Here is a 20,085-nt window from a genome sequence, read left to right as displayed (position 1 = left end):
TCATAAAGCGTCATCAATGGGCAGAGTTAAGTGGCCGCCACGCGATGTCCCTTCTATAATCAGTCATCCTCTGACCTCGGCTATGTGTTTTAGCCTACTAAATTTGTGCGCATGTCCAAGAAACACTCTCCAGCTCCAATTCTTGCAGAACGCTATCCCCTCGCCTTGTTGGCCGGGCTTATTGATATTGCATTAGTCATTGGCGCAGCATACGTTGCTTATCATCAGCGCTTTGACTTCTGGAGCATGAGCTCTCGCTATGAAGTTGCCACATTAGCCTTAGCTTTAATGGGCACTATCTGTCAGTTGGGTATGGACACCTATGGCTCATGGCGAGGCCGCCCCTTCCTAAAACAACTTGGCCGCGTCTATACAGGCTGGTTACTGGCTTTTGCTCTACTGTTAGGTATTGCTGTTGCTACAAAAGTTACTGGCCAGTATTCTCGCCTCTGGCTAAGTACTACCGCTCTGTATGCCTTAGTCGCAGTTACCCTTTTTAGGCTAAGCACCTACCTACTATTACGTTTTGCTCGAACCCAAGGTAGAAACCAAAAGCACGTATTAGTGGTAGAAGGACATATCCCTTCTGACGAGCTCAGTAAAAGCCTGCCTGATTTAGGACGTGTAGGCTATGAAATACGTCAGCGTCTCACACTAGAAAACAATCAACAATGGTTCGACAAGCTCATTGCTACAGTAAGTGAACAAAATGTACATGAGGTATGGCTGTGTTTACCTTTACAAGAAGGAGAATCTATTAAAAAAATTCTACATAGCCTACGTCACCTCACTGTAGAAGTACGTTTCATACCCGACTTAGGTGACTTACCCCTCTTAAATCATCGGGTGAGTCAGATTGCTGGACTTTATGCGCTAGATATTAGCTTAAGCCCCATGGAGGGTTCAGCGAGACTAGTTAAACGAATAGAGGATCTTATTATTGGTAGCCTTATCTCTATCCTGATACTACCAGTCTGTCTACTAATCGCTATTGCGATCAAGATGACTTCAACAGGGCCCATCATTTTCAAGCAATACCGAACAGGGATTAATGGCCGACAATTCAAAGTTTATAAATTCCGCTCCATGGAAGTACACACCGAAGTGGCTGGTCAGATAACCCAAGCCAAATTTGGTGATCCTCGGGTGACTCGCTTAGGTGCTTTTCTACGTAAAACCAGCTTAGATGAGCTCCCCCAGTTTTACAACGTACTACAGGGACGCATGTCCATTGTAGGACCACGCCCTCACGCGCTGGCCCACAATGAACATTACAAAGATTTGGTTGAATCCTACATGAAGCGCCACAAAGTCAAACCAGGTATTACTGGTTGGGCACAGGTAAACGGCTATAGGGGTGAAACCGATACTATTGAGAAGATGCAAAAACGTGTTGAGTACGACCTGTGGTATATCAATAACTGGTCGCTCTGGTTAGATTTGAAGATTATCTTCTTGACCGTTTTTAAAGGGTTTGTCAATAACAAACCCTGATCAAATCTCTCCGCTATCCGTTATGCTTAAAGTGTTTACTCTTAGATTCTACCGTACCTATCCTCAAAGCGAACAATATCATCCTCACCTAAATAAGCACCTGATTGCACTTCAATCAACTCTAAAGGAATAACACCAGGATTCTCAAGCGCGTGAATCTGCCCGATCGGAATATAAGTTGATTCATTCTCTGTTACTAAATAAGTTTCATCGCCATTTGTAACTCGCGCCACACCACTGACAACAATCCAATGCTCTGCACGATGATGATGCATTTGGACTGACAATTTACCGCCGGGCTGTACAGTAATTCTCTTGACTTGGTAACGCTCGCCCTCATCAATAGACTCATACGTCCCCCAGGGGCGATAGACTTGTTTATGTGCAGAAAATTCGTCCCTACCCTGCTCTCTTAGTCTTTCAACAACCGTCTTAACTTTTTGCGATTGCGTCCGCTCAGAGATAAGAACGGCATCTTTTGTTTCTACAACAACCAAATCTCTAAGTCCAACAACAGCAACTAGCCGTGAGTCTGCTTTCACATAAACACCTTGTGAATCCTCAACACAAACGTCACCAATCAGAACATTATTGTTTTCATCTTGCTCAGCAATTTTCCATAAGGCTTCCCAAGCGCCAAGGTCACTCCAGCCGACCGAAAGAGGCACAACAGCTGCATTCTGTGTATGCTCCATAACAGCATAATCTATAGACTGCGACGGAGACTGTTCGAAAATATCACCTGGGATCCGTATAAAATCCATGTCAATTTGTGAGGCATTAAATGCATCCTGACAAGTTGCTAATATAACAGGCTCAAATTTCTGAAGTTCACGAAGGTAAAGATCACTTTGGAAAGCGAACATCCCGCTATTCCATAGATATTTTTTAGATAGCACATACTCTTCAGCTAAGGCCAGAGTCGGTTTTTCTACAAAACTATCCACCAAAAAACCGGCAGAGCCTGAGATTGGTGCCCCACTTTTGATATAGCCGTATCCTACCTCAGCGTAATCAGGCAACACCCCAAACGTGACCATATACCCTTGTTCTGCAAGGTCTAATCCTTTAGCTACTTGAGATATAAATGCATGTTGATCAGAAACAAAATGATCAGCTGCTAAAACAATCAGTATAGAATTCTTGCATTGGTCTGTAGCAGCCAATGCGGCTAGAGTAATTGCTGGGGCTGTATTTTTTCCGATAGGTTCAAGGATAATCTGAGCACTATCTATTCCTACTTCTCGCAATTGCTCTGCCACAATAAATCTATGCTCATCAGCACATACTATTATGGGCAAATTATTAGATAGACCCTGTGCCCTTAAGACTGTTTCTTGAAACATTGAAAATTTATCATTAGTCAACTTTAGAAACTGCTTAGGCTTGCTTTTTCTGGATAATGGCCAAAGTCTCGTACCAACACCACCGGCTAATATTACAGGAATAACTCTCATTGTCCGAACCTACATAAACATTAATCTATCGATCTTTTATCTCTCTCCCCAGAGAAAGACTCAATACCTCTAACCAGAGAAAATATCTTAAGATTATCATAATATCTTTTCCAAAGCCTACGAGGATTTTGAAACAATCTAAACAACCACTCAAAACCAATAGTAGAAACTATCTTAGGTGCCCTTTTCTCTTCACCAGACAAGAAAAGAAGAGAAGCCCCTATGCAAAACCCTAGCCCTTTAGATCCTTCCAGCTTTGAAAATTTGTTCGCCAAGATTTCTTGCTGAGGGGAACCAACTGCAAAAAAAACAAAATCAGAAGGATTATTTAACAGAAAATCCAAACATTTCTTAACCTCAATGTCATCATTAATAAATCCCATTTTAGGATTATAGTGATTTACAAACTGTAGTTTGAATTTTTCTTTTACTTTATCTACTGTCTCTTCGCTTACTCCTATAATAGATATTGTATTTACACTACCATCAATAATTTCTTCAAAAATCTTTAAAGTCAAATCACTACCTGTAACTACACTTCTAATAGGGTATGATTTTTTAGTTAACAACCTATATAACACTCTACTATCACACAGGCTTAGCCACGAATCCTTATAAAGATTCTGATACTCACTAGATCTACAATTTCTCACTACATGATCTACATTAGGAGTAACAATATACCTAAAACCCATTTCATTTAAATCATTTAAACCAGAAATTATCGACAAAACCTCATCTTCAGAAAGTAGATCAAAGTAAGTATTTAAAACACTAATTCTATCAAAACTGATCATAAATATCTATTCACCAAAAATAAAAATATCACCCATTTGTTTATCAAATTTTATATTTCTATCATTAATCCATTTCAAATCCTTAATGGTCAATGATTTATGATGATTTTCATTAATAGAATTAGAAAAATCAATAGGATCATCAGTTACAAAAAGGTTAGATGGTAGCTCATCAATTCCTCTGACTGCCTTATTTGTTAAAACCACAGGTTTACCTAATGATATAGCCTCTAAGGTTTTTATTTGTATCCCACTACCTTCAATAGAAGGAATTGCTATACACTTACCCGATAGCAAAAACTCAGTAGATGATTCAACAAACCCTACATATTCAATATTCTCATATTGATTAAAAAAGTCTTTTTCAAAACCTCTTCCTGCAATTCCTATCTTTACATTTTTATCTAATCTAGGATAGACCTTATCTAAGAACCAAAGCAACCCGCTTCTATTTGCATCCCAAGACCAACTCCCCAGCATAACAACATCATATAATATATTACATTCTCTGTACTTATCTCTATCTAATTCAGGTATAGGTAAGTTGACTTGTTTTATCTTACCTTCATTCCCATAATTAATAGCATAACTATCTCTATCACTTTCCGTTAAAACCACTGTGCATAAAGATCTGTTAATTGCTAATCTCTCAATCTTCTTTATTAGCCTACTTTCTCTTTTATAGATTAACTTTTTAAAAAAAGATCCAGAGTTTTCAGCTATCTCTTCATATAACTTTGACTCATCATTATGAGATATAAATACACAATTCCCCAGATCCAGATACTTTAGCACCCATGCCATCTGTGCATGCTCAACTACAATATAATCATAACTATTTTTTTCTATTTTTTCTTTAATCAATTCCAAATATTTTTTTGAAAAAAACTTGTATGACGAGTATGGCATATTACAAAAAATAGCCATCAGAAATTTTTTAATAAAGAAAAAATTTCTGAAATTAGTTTCTATAGATATAGAATCAACAACAGAACCTTTAACAGCTCCACCATCAGAATCTCTACTATATCCTAAAACATCAATTTTAAAATTATTGCTTAACCATTCAGTAAAGAAATTAGTTGCAACTTCTCCGCCAGTAGAGGGTTTATCAAATAAAACAGTTGTAATAAACAAAATATTTTTAGTCATTTATATAGATACTCTCTCTATTTTTCTTATTAATAAACGGCAGCAAAGCATAGAGAAAAAATGTTCCTGAATAAGTTAATGACGATTCCGTAAAGAAAGACACAACCAAAGTGGAAAAAGAAACCAAGTATACAGAAATCAAGAATCCATTTAAGTTTCTAATTTTTGTTTTAATAAAATAATAGAAAAATGAAACATAGAGAAAAATTGCAAAAATCCCAATCTGACCTACCATTGCACCAAAGTAGCTTTCAGAAATGTTAAATTTATTAGTCCCATATAAATTCCCATAGTTTCCCGAAGATCCAATCCCTTGCCCAAATGGATATTCAATCAACGATAAAAAAATATTTATATAAGATTCAATCCTGACATAAACGGAATTTATTTTCCCAGAAAAAGCAAGATACAACAAAGAAAACACCAAGGCAGAAAAAATAGCTATCGTAAATGTATTAATAATTATTTTTCTTAATTTAGTTAAATTATTATTTTTAAAATTATAGATTATAACCGAAAGAAAAAATACTAAAACTCCGCCTTTACTTATGGTCAGCAAAACCGCCAGGGATGACAAAATAAATAATAAAAATCTTTTACTAACAAATGCATAGACCATTAAGAATGAAGCAATATGACCAAAGATAGTTGGTTCAATAATAAAAAGAGAAACCATTCTTCTTACTGATCTATCAAAAAAAGAGATCAAGTCATAGCTATAAAAATTCCCTAAAACCCCACCTACTCCATAAGCCCACTTATCCATACCTTTTACACTAAGCAGGTCTTTAAAATTCATCATGGACCAAAAGGATTCAGTAGCATCATGCAAGAAAAATAACTCTACATAACCGCTAATAATCAAAAAAATCAACACAGGAACTAGAATATTTTCTATTTTTTTAACCAAACCATCACTTCTTGAAGATGACGAAAAAATTTCTCCATATATCAATGCTAACGGTAAAATCAAAATTTGTCTAAATGACTCAATGTATACCCCAAGAAAAATAGAAACAAAAAGATAGTAAGAAAGAATTAATATAAAAATCAAAAGAAGGATAGAATACCGACCAAGACCCTCTCTTCTTAAAAAGTAGCAATAAAAAGAACCCAACAAACAAACCAAGATAATATAAAAATCTTTTAAAACTAAAAAATACTTACTTGGGTCAAAATAGAAATTAATCAGCAGAAAAAAGAAATTCTGAAAAAACCCAAAAATAATAGGCAGTAAAAAAAACACTGCTAGTCTTGCATCTGTAGATCGCATTTCCTATGGCCCTACTAATTTTGATTTTATAAAATCTAAATCTTTATAAAAATTATCATTTGAGTAATATGAATCTAAAATATTACTGATACCAACTCTGTCTTTATACTCTCTATAATCAGGGGCAACCAAAAAGCAAGATAACTGCCTTTCCATACAATCCAAAAAAATACTAGAATAATCAGTTACAACAAATTCGTAAGAGCTCAAACTCTCGTATAAATCTAAGCTAGTATCAATTTCTATATTATTTACATCACAGAAAGAAACAAAGAGCTCTTTATCAATAGGATGAGGCCTAACCACTAAATCATAATTTATTGATTTTAAATAATTTGAAATTTTCACTAGATTTATTTTTTTAAAATACAAATCAAAATCAAAATTCTTGAACTGCAAACTTCTATGAGTTGGAGCGAAAAGTATTTTTCTTTTTTTCTGGATTACTACATCGTTGAAATAAGAATTTCTAGGCTGTTCTCTTATTATTATCTTTGGTCTTGAAACACAAAAATAATTACTATAGTTTTTTTTCAAACTAGGAAAAGGACAGTAAACATAATCACACGTCATGTAGTAGGCTGGAGCAAAAATCCTGTAGAACAAGATTTTTATTTTAAGCATAAACTTGTTATCAGAAGACCAATCTGTAACAGGGCCAATATCTTTCAACGGAACGCCATGCCAAAGGTTATGTTTTTCAGCCCCCATCACTAAAATTGAGAAAAAATCAAATAACCCATGTGTGAAATATATTTTTTCTGCTCTAATCTGTAAGAAAATTCCTTTTAAAGACCACCCATAAACAACATTAAATTTTGTTTTTTGATAAGAATTTACAACATCAGGATTAAAAGTTATAAAGTACTTTTCCTTATCATTGCTACTTAGATATTCATATTTTGCATTATCTACTATAGAGTAACCATTCATTGACCCATACAAGACCAAATCTTTTCTCTTTGGGATCAAGGCTAAAATATAAGCAATAGGTGAAAATATAATATAAAAAAATTTTTTTAAGGTATTTCTTTCATAATAAGATTTATATTCTCTTTTTTTCATTTTTATAAAATTTTAAAAAAATAAACAATCTAAAAACAAATACAAATATCTCTGTTATAAATACAGAAATAGCCATACTTATTCCCGTAATATTATCAGATAAAAACATTATTACCACTAATGCTATGAATAATATTCCGCCAGAAAAAACTGAATAATTGGCCCATTTTATTTTTCCTATAGACCCTAAAGCAGTATAGCCAAACATAACAGAACAATAGTTTGCAACTAAGGTTAATACCATAATATTAAGGATTGAAAATGATTCTTTATATTCAATCCCAAAAATAATGATAATTAAATTTTCTCCTACAAACCAAAATAAACCTATACCTAATAATAATAATAAAGAGAAAAAAACTACGTACTTAAAGAAAACATCCCATTTTTTTTCTTTAACCATATATGGGAATATGGATTGTGATACAGATGAGGTTACTGCTTGTCCTGCTTTGTATCCCTGCTCTGCTACTGCATATAATCCAGCTTGTTGTAAAGAAAAAGCACCTACAATAATTGAACTAGAGGACGTATACAAAACAGATGCTATTCTCGACCAGAAAAATGCTGATGTTTTTTTAAGTTCTTTCCACGCGCTACCTATACTAGAAAATCCAACTTTGAAGCCCAGTTTTTTCATTACAAACAATGCTATAAATAGGCCTATTCCATTAGAAACTGACCAGCTCAGCAAAACTAGGTAGCCATCATCATCCTTCTTAACCAAGAGATATGCCAAAAACAAATGCAATACCTTTGATGCTCCCATATATAAGGAATAAAATTTTAATTTTTCTAACCCTTGATATAACCATATGGGTTGATATGATTGAAAAATTATGGCCAATATTCCTGACCAAAATATATATTTATAATCATAATAACTCGGCAGAATAGATACTATAAATAGAATAGAAATTACTATTAAACATAGGAAAATTTTTGATGTAAATATTACTGCTATTAATCCATTGATATACCTGATATTATTTCTATTTTTTGATATCCTGTATGTAGCAGCAAGCGAAAATCCATAATCTGTAATGATATTAGATGTAACCACCATAGCCATCGCTGTCATTACTGCTGAAAACTCATTAATTTCTAATATACGTGTTAAATATGGTAGTAATATCAATGGTGGCAAATAATTTAGCAACTGCAAAGTCGCAAGAGAAATAGTATTGCTTAATACTCTATTTTTCATATTTCTTTATCTCTTTGAATCCAATCCTGGATTCCTTTTCCTCTTAATGCATCCAGCCATCCTTTTGGTTTTATTTTATACATCAAAAAAATCTTATCCATACATAATTTTGTAGATTTTGGCCTTAATGTTCCACTTTTGTATTCATTTTGGCTGATAGGAATTATTTCAATTTCTTTTTTTATGTTCAATTCTTTATTTATTTCTACAGCAAACTCATACCATGAGCAGTAGGGATAATTTGTATAATGATAAATCCCCCATTCCAATTTATTTTCTTTACGATAGATAGTAAAGATTTCCCATATTACTTCAGCCAGAAATTCTGCTGATGTAGGGCTTCCATACTGATCATTTACTACTTTTATTTCTTCTTCTTCTATAATTTTTCTTATTATTTTCTTCAAAAAGTTATCCCCATACTTACTAAATAACCAACTAGTTCTTAGGATTAAACTTTTTGAACACATTTTCAACAAATCTTCTTCACCTTCCAGCTTGCTTTTTCCATACACATTTACTGGATTAGTTTTATCTTCCTCTGAATATGGATTTGGATTTTCCCCATCAAATACATAATCTGTAGAAATATGAAAAACGGGAATTCCTCGTCTTTGTGCATACTTCCCTAGATTTCTAGGCCCATCTTTATTTACTTTATATGCTTTTTTTTTATTAATCTCAGATTTTTCCACTTCAGTATAAGCAGAGGAATTGATAATAACGTCAGGTTTATATACACCCAAATTTATTAAAACCATATTCTCATCGCTCACATCAAAATCAGCAGAACTTGGTGCCCATATTTCTATATTTTCAGGTTTTTTTCGCAACAATTCCCGTCCTAGCATTCCGCTACCACCGCATATAAAAACCTTTAATACTTTATTAATATCCATACTATTTATATTTTAGTATTTTTGAATAGTTTCCAGCCATTTAAAATTTCTAACATACCACAATACAGTTTCTTTCAGCCGATCCTCAAAACCAACTTCTGACTTCCATCCTATTTCTTTATTTAGTTTTTTAGTATCAAGCGCATAACGAAAGTCATGCCCTAATCTATCCTCTACAAATTCAATAAGATTATTATGTGGTTTATTTTTTGATTCAGGAAAAATATCGTCTAATATTGAACAAATAGTGGTTACCAGGTCTATATTTTTCACTTCATTATTTGAGCTAATATTATAACTATCTCCTATTTTTCCTTTTTCTAAGATACTATATATTGCCCGAATATGATCATCCACATGTAACCAATCTCTTACTTGCTCTCCATTTCCATAGATTGGTATATTTTTTCCTGATATGGCATTTAGAATAACTAGAGGGATTAACTTTTCAGGATACTGATATGGTCCAAAATTATTGGAGCAATGAGTTATCACTACTGGTAAACCATATGTTCGCCACCAAGCCCACACTAAATGATCTGAACTAGCTTTGCTTGCAGCATAAGGAGAGCTAGGTGCATAAGCGCTGTTTTCCGATGTTAGGTTCTGGCTATTTTCACCCAGATCACCGTATACTTCATCTGTTGAAACATGTAATAGTTTAAAATTATTTTTTTTGTTCTCAGGTAATGATGACCAAAAAAGATTAGAAACTTCCAATAATACATAAGTACCAATTATGTTATTTTTTATAAAATCTTCTGGTCCTGATATAGAACGATCAACATGCGATTCTGCTGCTAAGTGAATAACCCTATCTGGCTGATAATTTTCGAAAATATCTTCCATAGCACTTCTATTACATATATCAGAACGTATAAAACTAAAACGCTCGTTATCGGAAACGTCTCTCAGTGATTCTAAGTTTGATGCATAAGTCAGCTTATCAATGACAACTACTTGGTGGTGCGTTTCATTAATGAGATAGCGTACCAATGCTGACCCCACAAAACCAGCTCCACCCGTCACTATTATTTTCATTTCGTTATTTCTAATTTAATTTATCTAAAATTGATCCAACAAAATCTATGGATTTTTTTAGATCTTCCAAATCCTTTCTATTAACAAACCCGAACTTTGATTTAATTGCTGTAGTTGATATACCAGTCGTTCTAGGAATATATACAACTTCGCATAAAGTTTTTAAATTATCGAATTTCCCCTGCCAATCATCACCTATACCAAATATTGAAACATTGTAATTCTGTATATCTTTTTCTTTTTGATCCCAGGAGTTCTCAGGAATAACTATATCTACACACTTTATTGACTCGACGATACTTAATCTATCTTCAAACTTTATAATTGTACTTTTTCCTTTCTCTTCATTAAATTCATCTGTTGATACTCCAACAATCAACTCATCTCCCAAACCTTTTAACTTTTTCAAAAGGTTAAGATGCCCAATATGAAACAAATCGAATGTTCCATATGTTATTACCGTTCTTTTCATTGCTTCTCTTCCAATAGAGTCTCTACGATGACTACATTGTACTGCCAGCTGCTCCGCTTATCCGCACAAATACTGCATCCTAAGGTACAAAATACAAGAAAGCCCGCCTAGCGAAAACCAGGCGGGCTTTTCAAAACGTTACAATCGCAAGCTTATTTACACATCTGCACCGATGGCTTTTAACCCTGCTAAAGCACATTGTGCATCAATATCGCCGTTAGGTGCTCCACCCACGCCAATGCCTGCAACTAGGGCATTATTAAACTTAACAGGCAGACCGCCGCCTTGTATCACCATGCGCTCATCCATATCGCGCATACCGTTGTTGGCAGGCTTAGAAGCAATGAACTCAGCTAAGCCTGCCGTGTCGCGGCCCATAGCAGCTGATGTAAAGGCTTTACCGGTGGCACTGCCTACGGTGTGCGGGCCAGAGTTATCGGCTTTCAACAAGGCTTTGGTGGAACCATCACGTGCCACAACGGCCACGCTTACCGCATAGCCTTCGGCCGCACACGCTTGTACGGCGGCTTGCGCGGCTGTAGTAGCCAGCTCTAGCGGTAGGTAAGGTGCTGTGGGCAAGGTGGTTTGCGCACCAGCAGCCAAAGGAACAAGTAATGCAGACGTTAACGCGAGTGTACGAATCATGCTGAATCTCCACTAAGTTAAAAGATACCTACAGAATAAACAGCTCACCTTTTTTGCACCATGCGTAGTGCTTGCAGACCAACTACGTAATCCTACGGATACTCCCGCCCTTCTAGCCATAATCGCGTCATTTCTGCCTGCGATGTAGTACCTAGCTTAGCGCCCAACGCCGCTCTATGGCTTTCTACTGTGCGAGGGGACAAACCCAAGCCTTCTGCTATTTCTTTAGAGGTAAAGCCAGCGGCTACTCTTCCTAGTACTTCTTTTTCTCTGGGTGTCAGACTCGCCAGCAATGCAAGGGTTTCGTCTTTTTCTGCCTGCTCACGCAATCGTCTCTCTACGATTTCTTGGCCTTTTTGTATGGCATCAATTAAGTCTTGCTCATCTACCGGTTTAGATAAGAAATCTATAGCGCCATTTCTAAATGCACGCCTACAGGCTTCTATATCGCCGTGCCCAGAGATGACTATCGTTGGCCAGTTCACCCCAAGCTCTAGGAGTTTTTCTTGTACTTTAAGTCCTGACACCCATGGCATACGTATATCCATGATGATGCAACCAGGTTCTAACTGGCTCACTGTTGCCAAAAACCGCTGTGGATCGGCAAAACTCTGTACAGTGATGTCTACGGTAGATAACAGCAGCTCTAATGCGTCGCGTACTGCCTGATCGTCATCGACTAAATAAACCGGGTGACTCATTCACGAGGCTCCATGACAGTGGGGTGGCTGACTAAGCGTATTCTGAACAAGGCCCCCGCGTTAGAGTTTTCTTGTAACAGTAATTCACCACCTGCACGTTCTACCAACCGCTGACTTAACGCTAAGCCCAGCCCCGTGCCCCCTTCTTTGCTTGTCACAAAGGGCGTAAACAGTTCGCTGTGTAAATGTGTGGGTACGCCCGGACCGTTGTCGGCCACATCTACTTGCACATAACCCTCTTGTTCCATCGCCGTAATATGAATGCGCCGCTCTGTACTGGCCTCTTTTAAGGCATCCATGGCATTGCGCAACAAATTAAACAGCACCTGCTCCATTTCTATGGGATCGGCTTTTACCAGTAATGGCGTTGCCGGCACATCCAAACTGATATGTACCTGCAAGTTCTGCGCTTCTTGCCGCACTAGCGCCAGCACATTTTGCAACGCATCACGCAAATCAAAAGACACCGTAGGCAAACGCTGTGGGCGTGACCAATGACGGAAATGCTCCAAAATAGCCGATGCGCGCTGCGCCTGAATCACGGTTTCATCTAAAGACTTTGCCAAACGCTCGGTGTCACCCTTGGTAAGCAACCGTCTACCGGCCTGACTTTGCGCCAAGATTGCAGTTAACGGCTGGGTCAGCTCATGCGTGAGCCCGCTTGCCATTTCACCCAAGGCATTGACCCTTGAGGCATGCGCTAACCTAGATTCCATGCCACTAATACGTGCTTGTTCTACCGCAGCTTGTACTCGTCTACGTTGACGCCAGCCCAAATAAATACCTGCATACGCTAGGCTTACCAGCAACACCATGCCTAAAGTTGGCCACAGCGGTAGTAGATCGCGCCATTTTAGTTTCAGCCCGGTTTCCAACAGCAGGGGCTGTGTTGCACTGCTCAGCGCTTTAGAAAAATGCATGGCATTCGCTGTATCTATAGGCTCGCCCAAAAAGGGCGTGCCGTCAGGCAACGATAATCGTAACGTCACGTCTGGCTGCGACCACAGTGCTTCGCCATTGCCCAGCAACCTCGCGGCATCTATATCCAACAACAGCGCATACCCCAATGCATCCAACCCTGGATTACGCTTGATCAGCAAGTAATGCCCTGCATGTGTGGGATGCACCAACAATTTCATGTGTTCGTTGCCCGTCCATGCCTGCTCTTGTATCCACGTTTGAATACTAGGGTCTACAGCCCCTACACCGGTAGGTGCTTCATCGGCTGTGGGTTGTGTCACCAACTCAATGGCATCAATGCTGGGATAAAAATTCAGAATACTGTGCGCTACATCTTTGAAGAGCTCGTGACCACTCTGATCTACCGAGGTTTGCACCACAGCAGCTAAGGCAGTCAAATGCGCATCATGCTGACCGGCTCGTTGCGATGCCAACCGCTGCAGCAATACGCTTTCTTTTTCTAAGACCTGTACATGGGTGTGATAACGCCAACTCGCCAACCCTGCAATGGTTAGCAGCACCAGCAATACACCAATCAGTATTGCTACACTGTAGCGGTAAAGAAAAAACGAGCTTGTACGCATAACGTAACGCGTCCCATAACGCATGATGAGTACGAATTATGGCATAGGGCTCGCACCGCGTTTATCACGCATACCGTAAAATCACCCTTTCACCACCTGACCATAACGATGAAAGTCATCACCACTGCACTACCCGGCGTACTCATCATAGAACCCAAGGTTTATAAGGATGAGCGTGGTTTTTTTACTGAAACCTTCCAACTGGAACGCTATCAGCAAGTGGGAATTACGCAGCCTTTTGTGCAGGAAAATCACTCTAGGTCCCAGCGTGGTGTGTTGCGTGGTTTACATCAGCAACGTACACGCCCCCAAGGGAAACTGGTTAGAGTCAGCCGTGGAGCGGCCTTCGATGTAGCCGTAGACCTTAACCCCGCATCACCCACTTATACACAGTACGTGGGGGTAGAGTTAAACGACGAGAACCACCTACAACTCTGGATTCCTCCAGGTTATGCGCATGGGTTCTGCGTATTGGGCGACCTTACCGACGTGCACTATTCGTGCACAGACGTGTACTGCCCGGACGATGAAGATGGCGTACGCTGGGATGACCCCGATCTGGCCATCCCCTGGCCTATTCAGCAGCCTGTTTTATCTACCAAAGACCTAGCACTGCCTACGTTACAAGCACGTATGCAACGACTATAAAAAAGGTTTACAAAACTGCTGTGCAACAGCCTGCAGCGTACAAATTAACGACGTGCAGCGCGATTCTGCGGCTGACGAGGGGCGCGATCTTTGAGGTGACGGAAGGTAATACGACCTTTGCTTAGGTCATAAGGTGACAGTTCTAGTGAAACATCATCACCAGCCAAAATGCGAATGTGGTGTTTACGCATTTTGCCGCCTGTGTAGGCAATCAATTCATGACCGTTTTCTAAGGTCACACGGAAGCGTGAATCTGGCAGCACTTCATTCACTGTGCCACGCATTTCAAGGATTTCTTCTTTAGCCAATAGTTTGCTCCTAAAAAATTAGACTACTAGTATAACATACGCCTTTTTTTAGTGATTTTTCAATAAAGTACGCTAAACTTGGCGGTTACTTGCGGCTTGGGATTCTTGCCCTCTGTCGCGATCTTCGCTATGACGCTGCGCCGGACTATTTTTCTGGTGGCGGCAGGAGTTTTCTATGTTGCGCGCTACATGGCTAGCGGCGTATGCCTGCGCCGTTCTGTTAGCCAATGTCTACTTGGACAGCTTTATTGAACTGCCCTGGTTTGGGCTGTTTAGTATTGGCTCCATCTTTTTTGCAGCCGTTTTCACCCTACGTGATCGCCTGCACCAATACGGTTTACCTACGGTGTATCTGGCCATAGGCTCCGCTGTACTCATCACCACCTTATACGGCCAGTTTGTAGCCCAGATCAGCCCCCGATTTTTATTGGCATCGTTTATCGCGATTTTGGTTAGCGAACTGGCTGACACAGCGATGTTTCAGCGCTTGCGTCATTACCGCTGGCATAAACGTGTACTCGCTAGCCACGCCGTGAGTGTGCCCCTAGATAGCCTTGCTTTTACCCTACTTGCCTTTGCCGGCATGATGAGCAGCTACGACATGCTGCAAATTATCTATGCTGACGTGTTGGGTAAGTATCTGATTGCTGCGGCAGTGGCGTACTTGCCGTTTATTTCTGTGCGTGAACGCCGCACGGTATCACCCTGATTTCCTCGTAGGCCCTACTTATGACTACATCTACTGACCACACTTATGTGCCAGCCGATGCACACAGCTATCGCTCACCGGATACGGGTGCATTACTGAAAACCATTGCCAACCCTCACCCACAGTATCAAAGCTGGCAGGAACACCTACTGACCTTACCCGAACTGTGCCCTGCCTCTCGCAACCCCGGTACAGGCTCTACGCTGTCTATTCGCTATCACGCCCCCCAACGTTTTTTAGAAGTGTTCTCGCTTAGCGCATATATACAGGCCTTTATAGGCCACAAAACCGTGCGAGATGTGGAAATGCTGACTCAGGTGATCGCGAGAGATTGCGTTGCTGTGTTGGGTGTAGCCGTAGAAGTAGAAGGCTGCTTTGAACTACCCGCTTTAGGCCAGCGCGTCACCACGCGCGTTCAGGCGCAACCCTAACAAAAAGGCCACCGTTATTAGGTGGCCTTTTTTCTGCGTAGATAAGGCATTATGCCTCTTCGGTTTTACGCATACGTACACCTTGATTCCACCACAAGAATGCCAGTATCAGCAACGCTGGCAAATACATGTAGTAATCCATCAATGCACTAGGGTTAGGCTGTTTAACCACCATCACATCCCACCCTTGCTCCCAACCAGAACGTCTGGCTTGGCTACCAAAACCGATATTGGAAAGTTGCACCATATCACCAAAGGCCATCACCCCAATGCCCGCATCTGCCATACGCTTACGACCGGCTGCTTCACCCGTCAGCGTAGAGCCCTCTTCTAGCATCGGCAATTCAGCACCTACCGTTTTACGGATGGTATCGCCTTCTAGCGTCATCCCTTCAATTTCCACCACCAGTTGTTGGCCTGGGCGTAAATCGGCGGCCACAGCATAGATTTGTGCTGGTTCTGCATCCAAGTAACGCGTTTGGATATGGTTCATGAACCAATCTGGGCGGAACATGATGAACATCACCACCAAGCACAGTACGATTTCCCACCATTTTGACTTGATACGCATCCAGCCCATGGTTGCTGCCGCAAAAGCCAGTGAGCCCATGATAGAACCGAACGCCACAAACACAAATTCGTACCAGCTTTCTATACCTATCAACAGCAGCAGCGGGTTAAACACAAACATAAAGGGCAGCACGGCGGTACGCATCGCGTATTTAAAGCCTTGCAGACCAATTTTCAGTGGGTCTTCCCCAGCAATCGCCGCCGCCGCAAAGGTTGCCAGCCCCACGGGTGGCGTAATATCGGCCATTAGCCCGTAATAGAACACGAACATGTGTACGGCAATCAGCGGAATGATCAGGCCGCTTTGTGCGCCTAATTCAACCACTACAGGCGCCATCAAGGTAGCCATCAAAATGTAGTTGGCGGTAGTGGGCATACCCAAACCCAACACCAAACACACTACAGCAGTGAAGCCCAACATCAACAGCACGTTCCCCATGGACACCAGTTCCACGAAAGATGTCATGCGCAGACCTAGCCCTGTTAGGGTGATGGTACCCACGATCAAACCTGCCGTACCACACGCCAAGGCAATACCCACCATGTTGCGGGCACCTTCTTGCAAACCTACAAGGGTGTCTTTAATACCTTCTGCTAACGCCTTGCCTACCTGCTGACGGCGGAAAAAGGCTTGCAAAGGGCGGCGCGTTAGCATCAACGTCAGCATGGTTGTGACTGCCCAGAAAGCAGATAAACCTGGCGAGAAACGCTCAATGGTTAAGCACCACACCAAAATACCAATAGGGATCAGGAAGAACAGACCAGTACGCACCGTGGGCCACACCTCAGGCCGCGTCATAGTGCCATCTTGCTTCACCAAATCAGGCAAGTCATCATGCTTAGAGGCCATCCACACCAACCCCACATACAGTGCGATCAGTAAGGTCACTAAAATACCAAAAGCCTGTTGCGGGAATAACTGCTGTGTCCCCACCCCTATCCAATAGATCAACGCGACCACAATAATGGTGGCGGAAATCCCCATCCCCATTCGCCCTATGCGCTGAATAGGTGTACGCGCTTGCGTGGCCGCCTGCATGGGTTGCAAGCCCAAACGCAGTGCTTCTAAGTGCACAATGTAAAACAGTGACACATAGGACAGTACCGCAGGCAATAGCGCGTGCTTGATGATTTCCGTGTACGGAATACCCACATACTCAATCATCAAAAATGCCGCCGCACCCATGACCGGTGGCATGATTTGCCCGTCAGCCGATGCCGCAGTTTCAATCGCCCCTGCTCGCACGCCACCATAACCAGCACGCTTCATCAGCGGAATAGTAAAAATACCGGTAGTCACGACGTTCGCCGTAGACGAGGCTGACACCATGCCGTTCACAGCCGATGACACTACTGACACCTTCGCTGGACCACCACGCAAGTGCCCCAACAACGAGAAGGAAACCTGCATCATGTAGTTCCCTGCCCCGCAGCGGTCTAGCAATGAGCCCAACATCACAAAGATGAAAATATAGGATACCGACACACCCAGCGCCACACCGAACACCCCTTCGGTAGTCAGCCACATGTGCGAAACCAAACGTTCTAGCGACGCACCACGGTGTGCCAACACATCAGGCAAGTGCGGGCCTAGAAAGACGTAAATAATCACTAACGTACCTAACACTGCCATGGGAGCGCCCAACGCACGGCGCGTTGCTTCTAACAGCAACACCAAACCAATGCTGGCAACTACAACGTCCATGGTGGTAGGAATACCGGGGCGCAATGACAGTTCTCGGTAGAACAGGAACAAATACGCACCACAAAACGCCGCAATAATCGCTAGTACCCAATCGAGTAAGGGAACACGATCGCGGTTTGATTTTTTGCTAGCAGGATACGAGACATAGCCCAGAAACATGGCGAAGCCCAAGTGCAATGCACGCGCCTCAGTATCATTAAAAATGCCAATGTGAAATGTAAACGGCAACGGTGAGGCATACCACAACTGGAAAAATGCCCAACATAACGCCACCACCGAAATGATCATTGCTACTGCGCCAGTAACATTGCGACCACCTCGATCTACCTCTTCTACCATCTGCTGTAAGGCTTGCTGATTGGAATTACTACTCATCATCCATCCTTCTTCTGATTATCTAGATAACGTGGGCCACCCTTTTGGGGCAGCCCACGATGAAGAGGTGCATGCGCACACCCCTTCGCACTACAAAGGATTACAGCAGACCTTGCTCTTTAAAGAAGCGCTCTGCACCAGGGTGCAACGGTGCGGACAAGCCATTTTTCACCATGTCTTCTTTCTGCAAGTTAGCAAACGCTGGGTGTAAACGTTTGAAATCTTCAAAGTTGTTAAATACCGCTTTTACGACTTCGTACACGCGGTTCTCAGGCACGTCTTCAGAGGTCACAAACGTCGCCAACACACCATAGGTAGGCACATCATTAGGGTTGTTCTGGTAGATACCGCCAGGGATCACCACTTTGGCGTAGTAAGGGAATTCTTCTACTAAGGAATCTACCGCCTCACCCGTGATGCTCACCAATTGAGCGCCACATGTGGTGGTAGGGTCTTGAATGTTGGCGGAAGGGTGACCTACACCGTAGAAAAAGCCATCTACTTTGCCGTCACACAGTGCTTGACCATGCTCATCAGGACGCAGCTCAGACGCCAATGAGAAGTATTCTTGCGGGGTTGTGCCCATACGCTCTAGCAACTGCTCCATCGAAGCACGTGTCCCGGAACCGGGGTTACCAACGTTAAAGCGCTTACCTTTAAGCTCTTCAAAGTTTTTCACGCCACTTTCTTTACTGGCCACAGCCGTAAAGGGCTCAGGGTGAATGGAAAACACTGAGCGCAATTTTTTGTATTCGCCAGCATCTTTAAACTGGCCTTCACCGTGGTACGCGTTATAGCCCACGTCGGACTGCACAACGCCCAAGTCCAATTCGCCCGCTTTAATGGTGTTCACGTTAAATACTGAGCCACCCGTGGACTCTACCGAGCAACGTACGCCGTGATCCTTACTGTCTTTATTCACCAAGCGACAAATCGCACCACCTGCGGCGTAGTACACGCCAGTTACACCACCAGTACCAATACTCACAAACTCGGTTTGTGCAGCAGCTGGCAGAGGAGCCAGCAAGAGTGAGCAGAACGCAGCACCCACTGCGAATGTAGAACTTTTTACTTTTAGATTTAGCTTTTTATTCATATATGACTCCTCTATTGACGCGTCTTGCGACGATGCAACCCCTTGGGTTGGCTCAGAATGAACCACTAGATGGTACAGATCTCCTGCTTGAAAAAAACAAGTGAAATCCCTGATTCGCAGCGCATTTTAAACAACAAATGATTCCTGAAAACACGTTAACGAAACATCTGTATCGGCGAATCATACTTGAAAATCAATGGATAACAAATACTTGTTTATCCGTAGCCCTAGAAGACTGGCACAGCCAACTTATACACCAGAATACTTTCATCACATAACTGTAAGCCCAAAATAAGCCATAAATTTGGAAACCAAATGCGTTAAATCAATAAAATTCCAATCAGCGAAACACATGAATCCTACTCATTTCATGCCCTAAAAAGATCCGCTAGGCAGCCCTATTTCTCTAGGCTTAGCCAATACCCCCCACGCAGCGACCCCACCGCCTTAACCACCCTGCCACCCTATAACTTAAAGGCATGTAATAATGGCAGCA

The 20,085-nt window shown here is 41.3% G+C and carries 19 protein-coding genes; 4 read left to right on the top strand and 15 right to left on the bottom strand.

From position 1 onward, the window contains the following. The first annotated feature begins 111 nt into the window (after window positions 1-111). A complete protein-coding gene (locus tag GY634_RS01530) occupies window positions 112-1,494 on the top strand; it encodes an undecaprenyl-phosphate glucose phosphotransferase (protein ID WP_166406812.1) in 1,383 nt (460 codons plus the stop codon). Window positions 1,495-1,535: 41 nt separating this feature from the next. Here the strand turns inward: GY634_RS01530 and GY634_RS01525 are convergent, their stop codons facing one another. The 12 genes from GY634_RS01525 to GY634_RS01470 all read right to left on the bottom strand — a co-directional run bounded on the left by GY634_RS01525 (window position 1,536) and on the right by GY634_RS01470 (window position 13,747). Next, on the bottom strand, window positions 1,536-2,951 hold the full coding sequence (locus GY634_RS01525; RefSeq protein ID WP_166406811.1) for a mannose-1-phosphate guanylyltransferase/mannose-6-phosphate isomerase: 1,416 nt from the start codon (window positions 2,949-2,951) through the stop codon (window positions 1,536-1,538). A gap of 20 nt (window positions 2,952-2,971) precedes the next feature. Continuing rightward, on the bottom strand, window positions 2,972-3,748 hold the full coding sequence (locus GY634_RS01520; protein ID WP_166406810.1) for a WecB/TagA/CpsF family glycosyltransferase: 777 nt from the start codon (window positions 3,746-3,748) through the stop codon (window positions 2,972-2,974). A gap of 6 nt (window positions 3,749-3,754) precedes the next feature. Next, complete coding sequence (locus tag GY634_RS01515) at window positions 3,755-4,900, bottom strand: glycosyltransferase (protein WP_166406809.1); 1,146 nt, start codon at window positions 4,898-4,900, stop codon at window positions 3,755-3,757. After that, window positions 4,893-6,173: a hypothetical protein gene (locus GY634_RS01510; protein WP_166406808.1), complete on the bottom strand. Its 1,281-nt coding sequence runs from the start codon at window positions 6,171-6,173 to the stop codon at window positions 4,893-4,895. Before GY634_RS01510 ends, GY634_RS01515 begins: the two co-directional genes overlap by 8 nt. Before the next feature lie 3 nt (window positions 6,174-6,176). After that, on the bottom strand, window positions 6,177-7,238 hold the full coding sequence (locus GY634_RS01505) for a CDP-glycerol glycerophosphotransferase family protein (RefSeq protein ID WP_166406807.1): 1,062 nt from the start codon (window positions 7,236-7,238) through the stop codon (window positions 6,177-6,179). Beyond that, window positions 7,219-8,445, bottom strand: a complete 1,227-nt coding sequence (locus GY634_RS01500) for an oligosaccharide flippase family protein (RefSeq protein ID WP_166406806.1) — start codon at window positions 8,443-8,445, stop codon at window positions 7,219-7,221. The genes GY634_RS01505 and GY634_RS01500 overlap by 20 nt, the downstream gene beginning before the upstream one ends. Further along, the gene (gene rfbD / locus GY634_RS01495; RefSeq protein ID WP_166406805.1) at window positions 8,442-9,344 is read right to left on the bottom strand and encodes a dTDP-4-dehydrorhamnose reductase; all 903 of its coding nucleotides are present in this window, start codon (window positions 9,342-9,344) and stop codon (window positions 8,442-8,444) included. The genes GY634_RS01500 and rfbD overlap by 4 nt, the downstream gene beginning before the upstream one ends. Before the next feature lie 12 nt (window positions 9,345-9,356). Then, on the bottom strand, window positions 9,357-10,385 hold the full coding sequence (rfbB, locus tag GY634_RS01490; RefSeq protein WP_166406804.1) for a dTDP-glucose 4,6-dehydratase: 1,029 nt from the start codon (window positions 10,383-10,385) through the stop codon (window positions 9,357-9,359). 10 nt (window positions 10,386-10,395) lie between these two features. After that, the gene (locus tag GY634_RS01485; protein ID WP_166406803.1) at window positions 10,396-10,857 is read right to left on the bottom strand and encodes an adenylyltransferase/cytidyltransferase family protein; all 462 of its coding nucleotides are present in this window, start codon (window positions 10,855-10,857) and stop codon (window positions 10,396-10,398) included. A gap of 156 nt (window positions 10,858-11,013) precedes the next feature. Then, window positions 11,014-11,502: a GlcG/HbpS family heme-binding protein gene (locus GY634_RS01480; RefSeq protein WP_166406802.1), complete on the bottom strand. Its 489-nt coding sequence runs from the start codon at window positions 11,500-11,502 to the stop codon at window positions 11,014-11,016. Window positions 11,503-11,594: 92 nt separating this feature from the next. Continuing rightward, window positions 11,595-12,203 (bottom strand): response regulator transcription factor, encoded by a 609-nt coding sequence (locus GY634_RS01475; RefSeq protein WP_166406801.1) that lies wholly within the window; start codon window positions 12,201-12,203, stop codon window positions 11,595-11,597. Continuing rightward, window positions 12,200-13,747, bottom strand: coding sequence for a sensor histidine kinase (locus GY634_RS01470; RefSeq protein ID WP_166406800.1), 1,548 nt, complete (start codon window positions 13,745-13,747; stop codon window positions 12,200-12,202). The genes GY634_RS01475 and GY634_RS01470 overlap by 4 nt, the downstream gene beginning before the upstream one ends. Before the next feature lie 108 nt (window positions 13,748-13,855). Between GY634_RS01470 and rfbC the strand changes: the two genes are divergently transcribed. Beyond that, window positions 13,856-14,395: a dTDP-4-dehydrorhamnose 3,5-epimerase gene (gene rfbC / locus GY634_RS01465; RefSeq protein ID WP_166406799.1), complete on the top strand. Its 540-nt coding sequence runs from the start codon at window positions 13,856-13,858 to the stop codon at window positions 14,393-14,395. A gap of 44 nt (window positions 14,396-14,439) precedes the next feature. Here rfbC and infA read toward each other — a convergent pair whose 3' ends face one another. Then, entirely contained in the window at window positions 14,440-14,703 is a 264-nt protein-coding gene (infA, locus tag GY634_RS01460; protein WP_135864739.1) for a translation initiation factor IF-1, read from the bottom strand. A gap of 175 nt (window positions 14,704-14,878) precedes the next feature. Here infA and GY634_RS01455 point away from each other — a divergent pair, with 175 nt between their 5' ends. Further along, the gene (locus GY634_RS01455; RefSeq protein ID WP_166406798.1) at window positions 14,879-15,412 is read left to right on the top strand and encodes a VUT family protein; all 534 of its coding nucleotides are present in this window, start codon (window positions 14,879-14,881) and stop codon (window positions 15,410-15,412) included. 20 nt (window positions 15,413-15,432) lie between these two features. Beyond that, window positions 15,433-15,843 carry a hypothetical protein gene (locus GY634_RS01450; RefSeq protein WP_207625450.1) on the top strand — a complete coding sequence of 137 codons (411 nt, stop codon included), beginning with the start codon at window positions 15,433-15,435 and terminating at the stop codon, window positions 15,841-15,843. Between the two features lie 49 nt (window positions 15,844-15,892). On the opposite strand, the gene GY634_RS01445 is transcribed toward GY634_RS01450, so the two are convergent. After that, window positions 15,893-18,496, bottom strand: a complete 2,604-nt coding sequence (locus GY634_RS01445) for a TRAP transporter permease (RefSeq protein WP_166406797.1) — start codon at window positions 18,494-18,496, stop codon at window positions 15,893-15,895. A 97-nt stretch (window positions 18,497-18,593) separates the two neighbouring features. Beyond that, on the bottom strand, window positions 18,594-19,589 hold the full coding sequence (locus GY634_RS01440) for a TAXI family TRAP transporter solute-binding subunit (RefSeq protein ID WP_166406796.1): 996 nt from the start codon (window positions 19,587-19,589) through the stop codon (window positions 18,594-18,596). Between the last annotated feature and the right edge of the window lie 496 nt (window positions 19,590-20,085).

The sequence above is a fragment of the Paenalcaligenes suwonensis genome (assembly GCF_011290505.1).
GTDB classification, from domain to species: domain Bacteria; phylum Pseudomonadota; class Gammaproteobacteria; order Burkholderiales; family Burkholderiaceae_B; genus Paenalcaligenes; species Paenalcaligenes suwonensis.
This window is presented reverse-complemented; position numbering and strand designations above follow the sequence as displayed.

What these genes read in the sequence shown, in the direction of transcription:
- GY634_RS01505 (WP_166406807.1), bottom strand. Translation starts at nt 7,238, where the DNA reads ATGAAAAAAAGAGAATATAAATCTTATTATGAAAGAAATACCTTAAAA.
- GY634_RS01450 (WP_207625450.1), top strand. Translation starts at nt 15,433, where the DNA reads ATGACTACATCTACTGACCACACTTATGTGCCAGCCGATGCACACAGC.
- rfbB (WP_166406804.1), bottom strand. Translation starts at nt 10,385, where the DNA reads ATGAAAATAATAGTGACGGGTGGAGCTGGTTTTGTGGGGTCAGCATTG.
- GY634_RS01510 (WP_166406808.1), bottom strand. Translation starts at nt 6,173, where the DNA reads ATGCGATCTACAGATGCAAGACTAGCAGTGTTTTTTTTACTGCCTATT.
- GY634_RS01455 (WP_166406798.1), top strand. Translation starts at nt 14,879, where the DNA reads ATGTTGCGCGCTACATGGCTAGCGGCGTATGCCTGCGCCGTTCTGTTA.
- GY634_RS01485 (WP_166406803.1), bottom strand. Translation starts at nt 10,857, where the DNA reads ATGAAAAGAACGGTAATAACATATGGAACATTCGATTTGTTTCATATT.
- GY634_RS01445 (WP_166406797.1), bottom strand. Translation starts at nt 18,496, where the DNA reads ATGATGAGTAGTAATTCCAATCAGCAAGCCTTACAGCAGATGGTAGAA.
- GY634_RS01440 (WP_166406796.1), bottom strand. Translation starts at nt 19,589, where the DNA reads ATGAATAAAAAGCTAAATCTAAAAGTAAAAAGTTCTACATTCGCAGTG.
- GY634_RS01515 (WP_166406809.1), bottom strand. Translation starts at nt 4,900, where the DNA reads ATGACTAAAAATATTTTGTTTATTACAACTGTTTTATTTGATAAACCC.
- rfbD (WP_166406805.1), bottom strand. Translation starts at nt 9,344, where the DNA reads ATGGATATTAATAAAGTATTAAAGGTTTTTATATGCGGTGGTAGCGGA.
- GY634_RS01470 (WP_166406800.1), bottom strand. Translation starts at nt 13,747, where the DNA reads ATGCGTACAAGCTCGTTTTTTCTTTACCGCTACAGTGTAGCAATACTG.
- GY634_RS01530 (WP_166406812.1), top strand. Translation starts at nt 112, where the DNA reads ATGTCCAAGAAACACTCTCCAGCTCCAATTCTTGCAGAACGCTATCCC.
- GY634_RS01520 (WP_166406810.1), bottom strand. Translation starts at nt 3,748, where the DNA reads ATGATCAGTTTTGATAGAATTAGTGTTTTAAATACTTACTTTGATCTA.
- GY634_RS01525 (WP_166406811.1), bottom strand. Translation starts at nt 2,951, where the DNA reads ATGAGAGTTATTCCTGTAATATTAGCCGGTGGTGTTGGTACGAGACTT.
- GY634_RS01500 (WP_166406806.1), bottom strand. Translation starts at nt 8,445, where the DNA reads ATGAAAAATAGAGTATTAAGCAATACTATTTCTCTTGCGACTTTGCAG.
- rfbC (WP_166406799.1), top strand. Translation starts at nt 13,856, where the DNA reads ATGAAAGTCATCACCACTGCACTACCCGGCGTACTCATCATAGAACCC.
- GY634_RS01475 (WP_166406801.1), bottom strand. Translation starts at nt 12,203, where the DNA reads ATGAGTCACCCGGTTTATTTAGTCGATGACGATCAGGCAGTACGCGAC.
- GY634_RS01480 (WP_166406802.1), bottom strand. Translation starts at nt 11,502, where the DNA reads ATGATTCGTACACTCGCGTTAACGTCTGCATTACTTGTTCCTTTGGCT.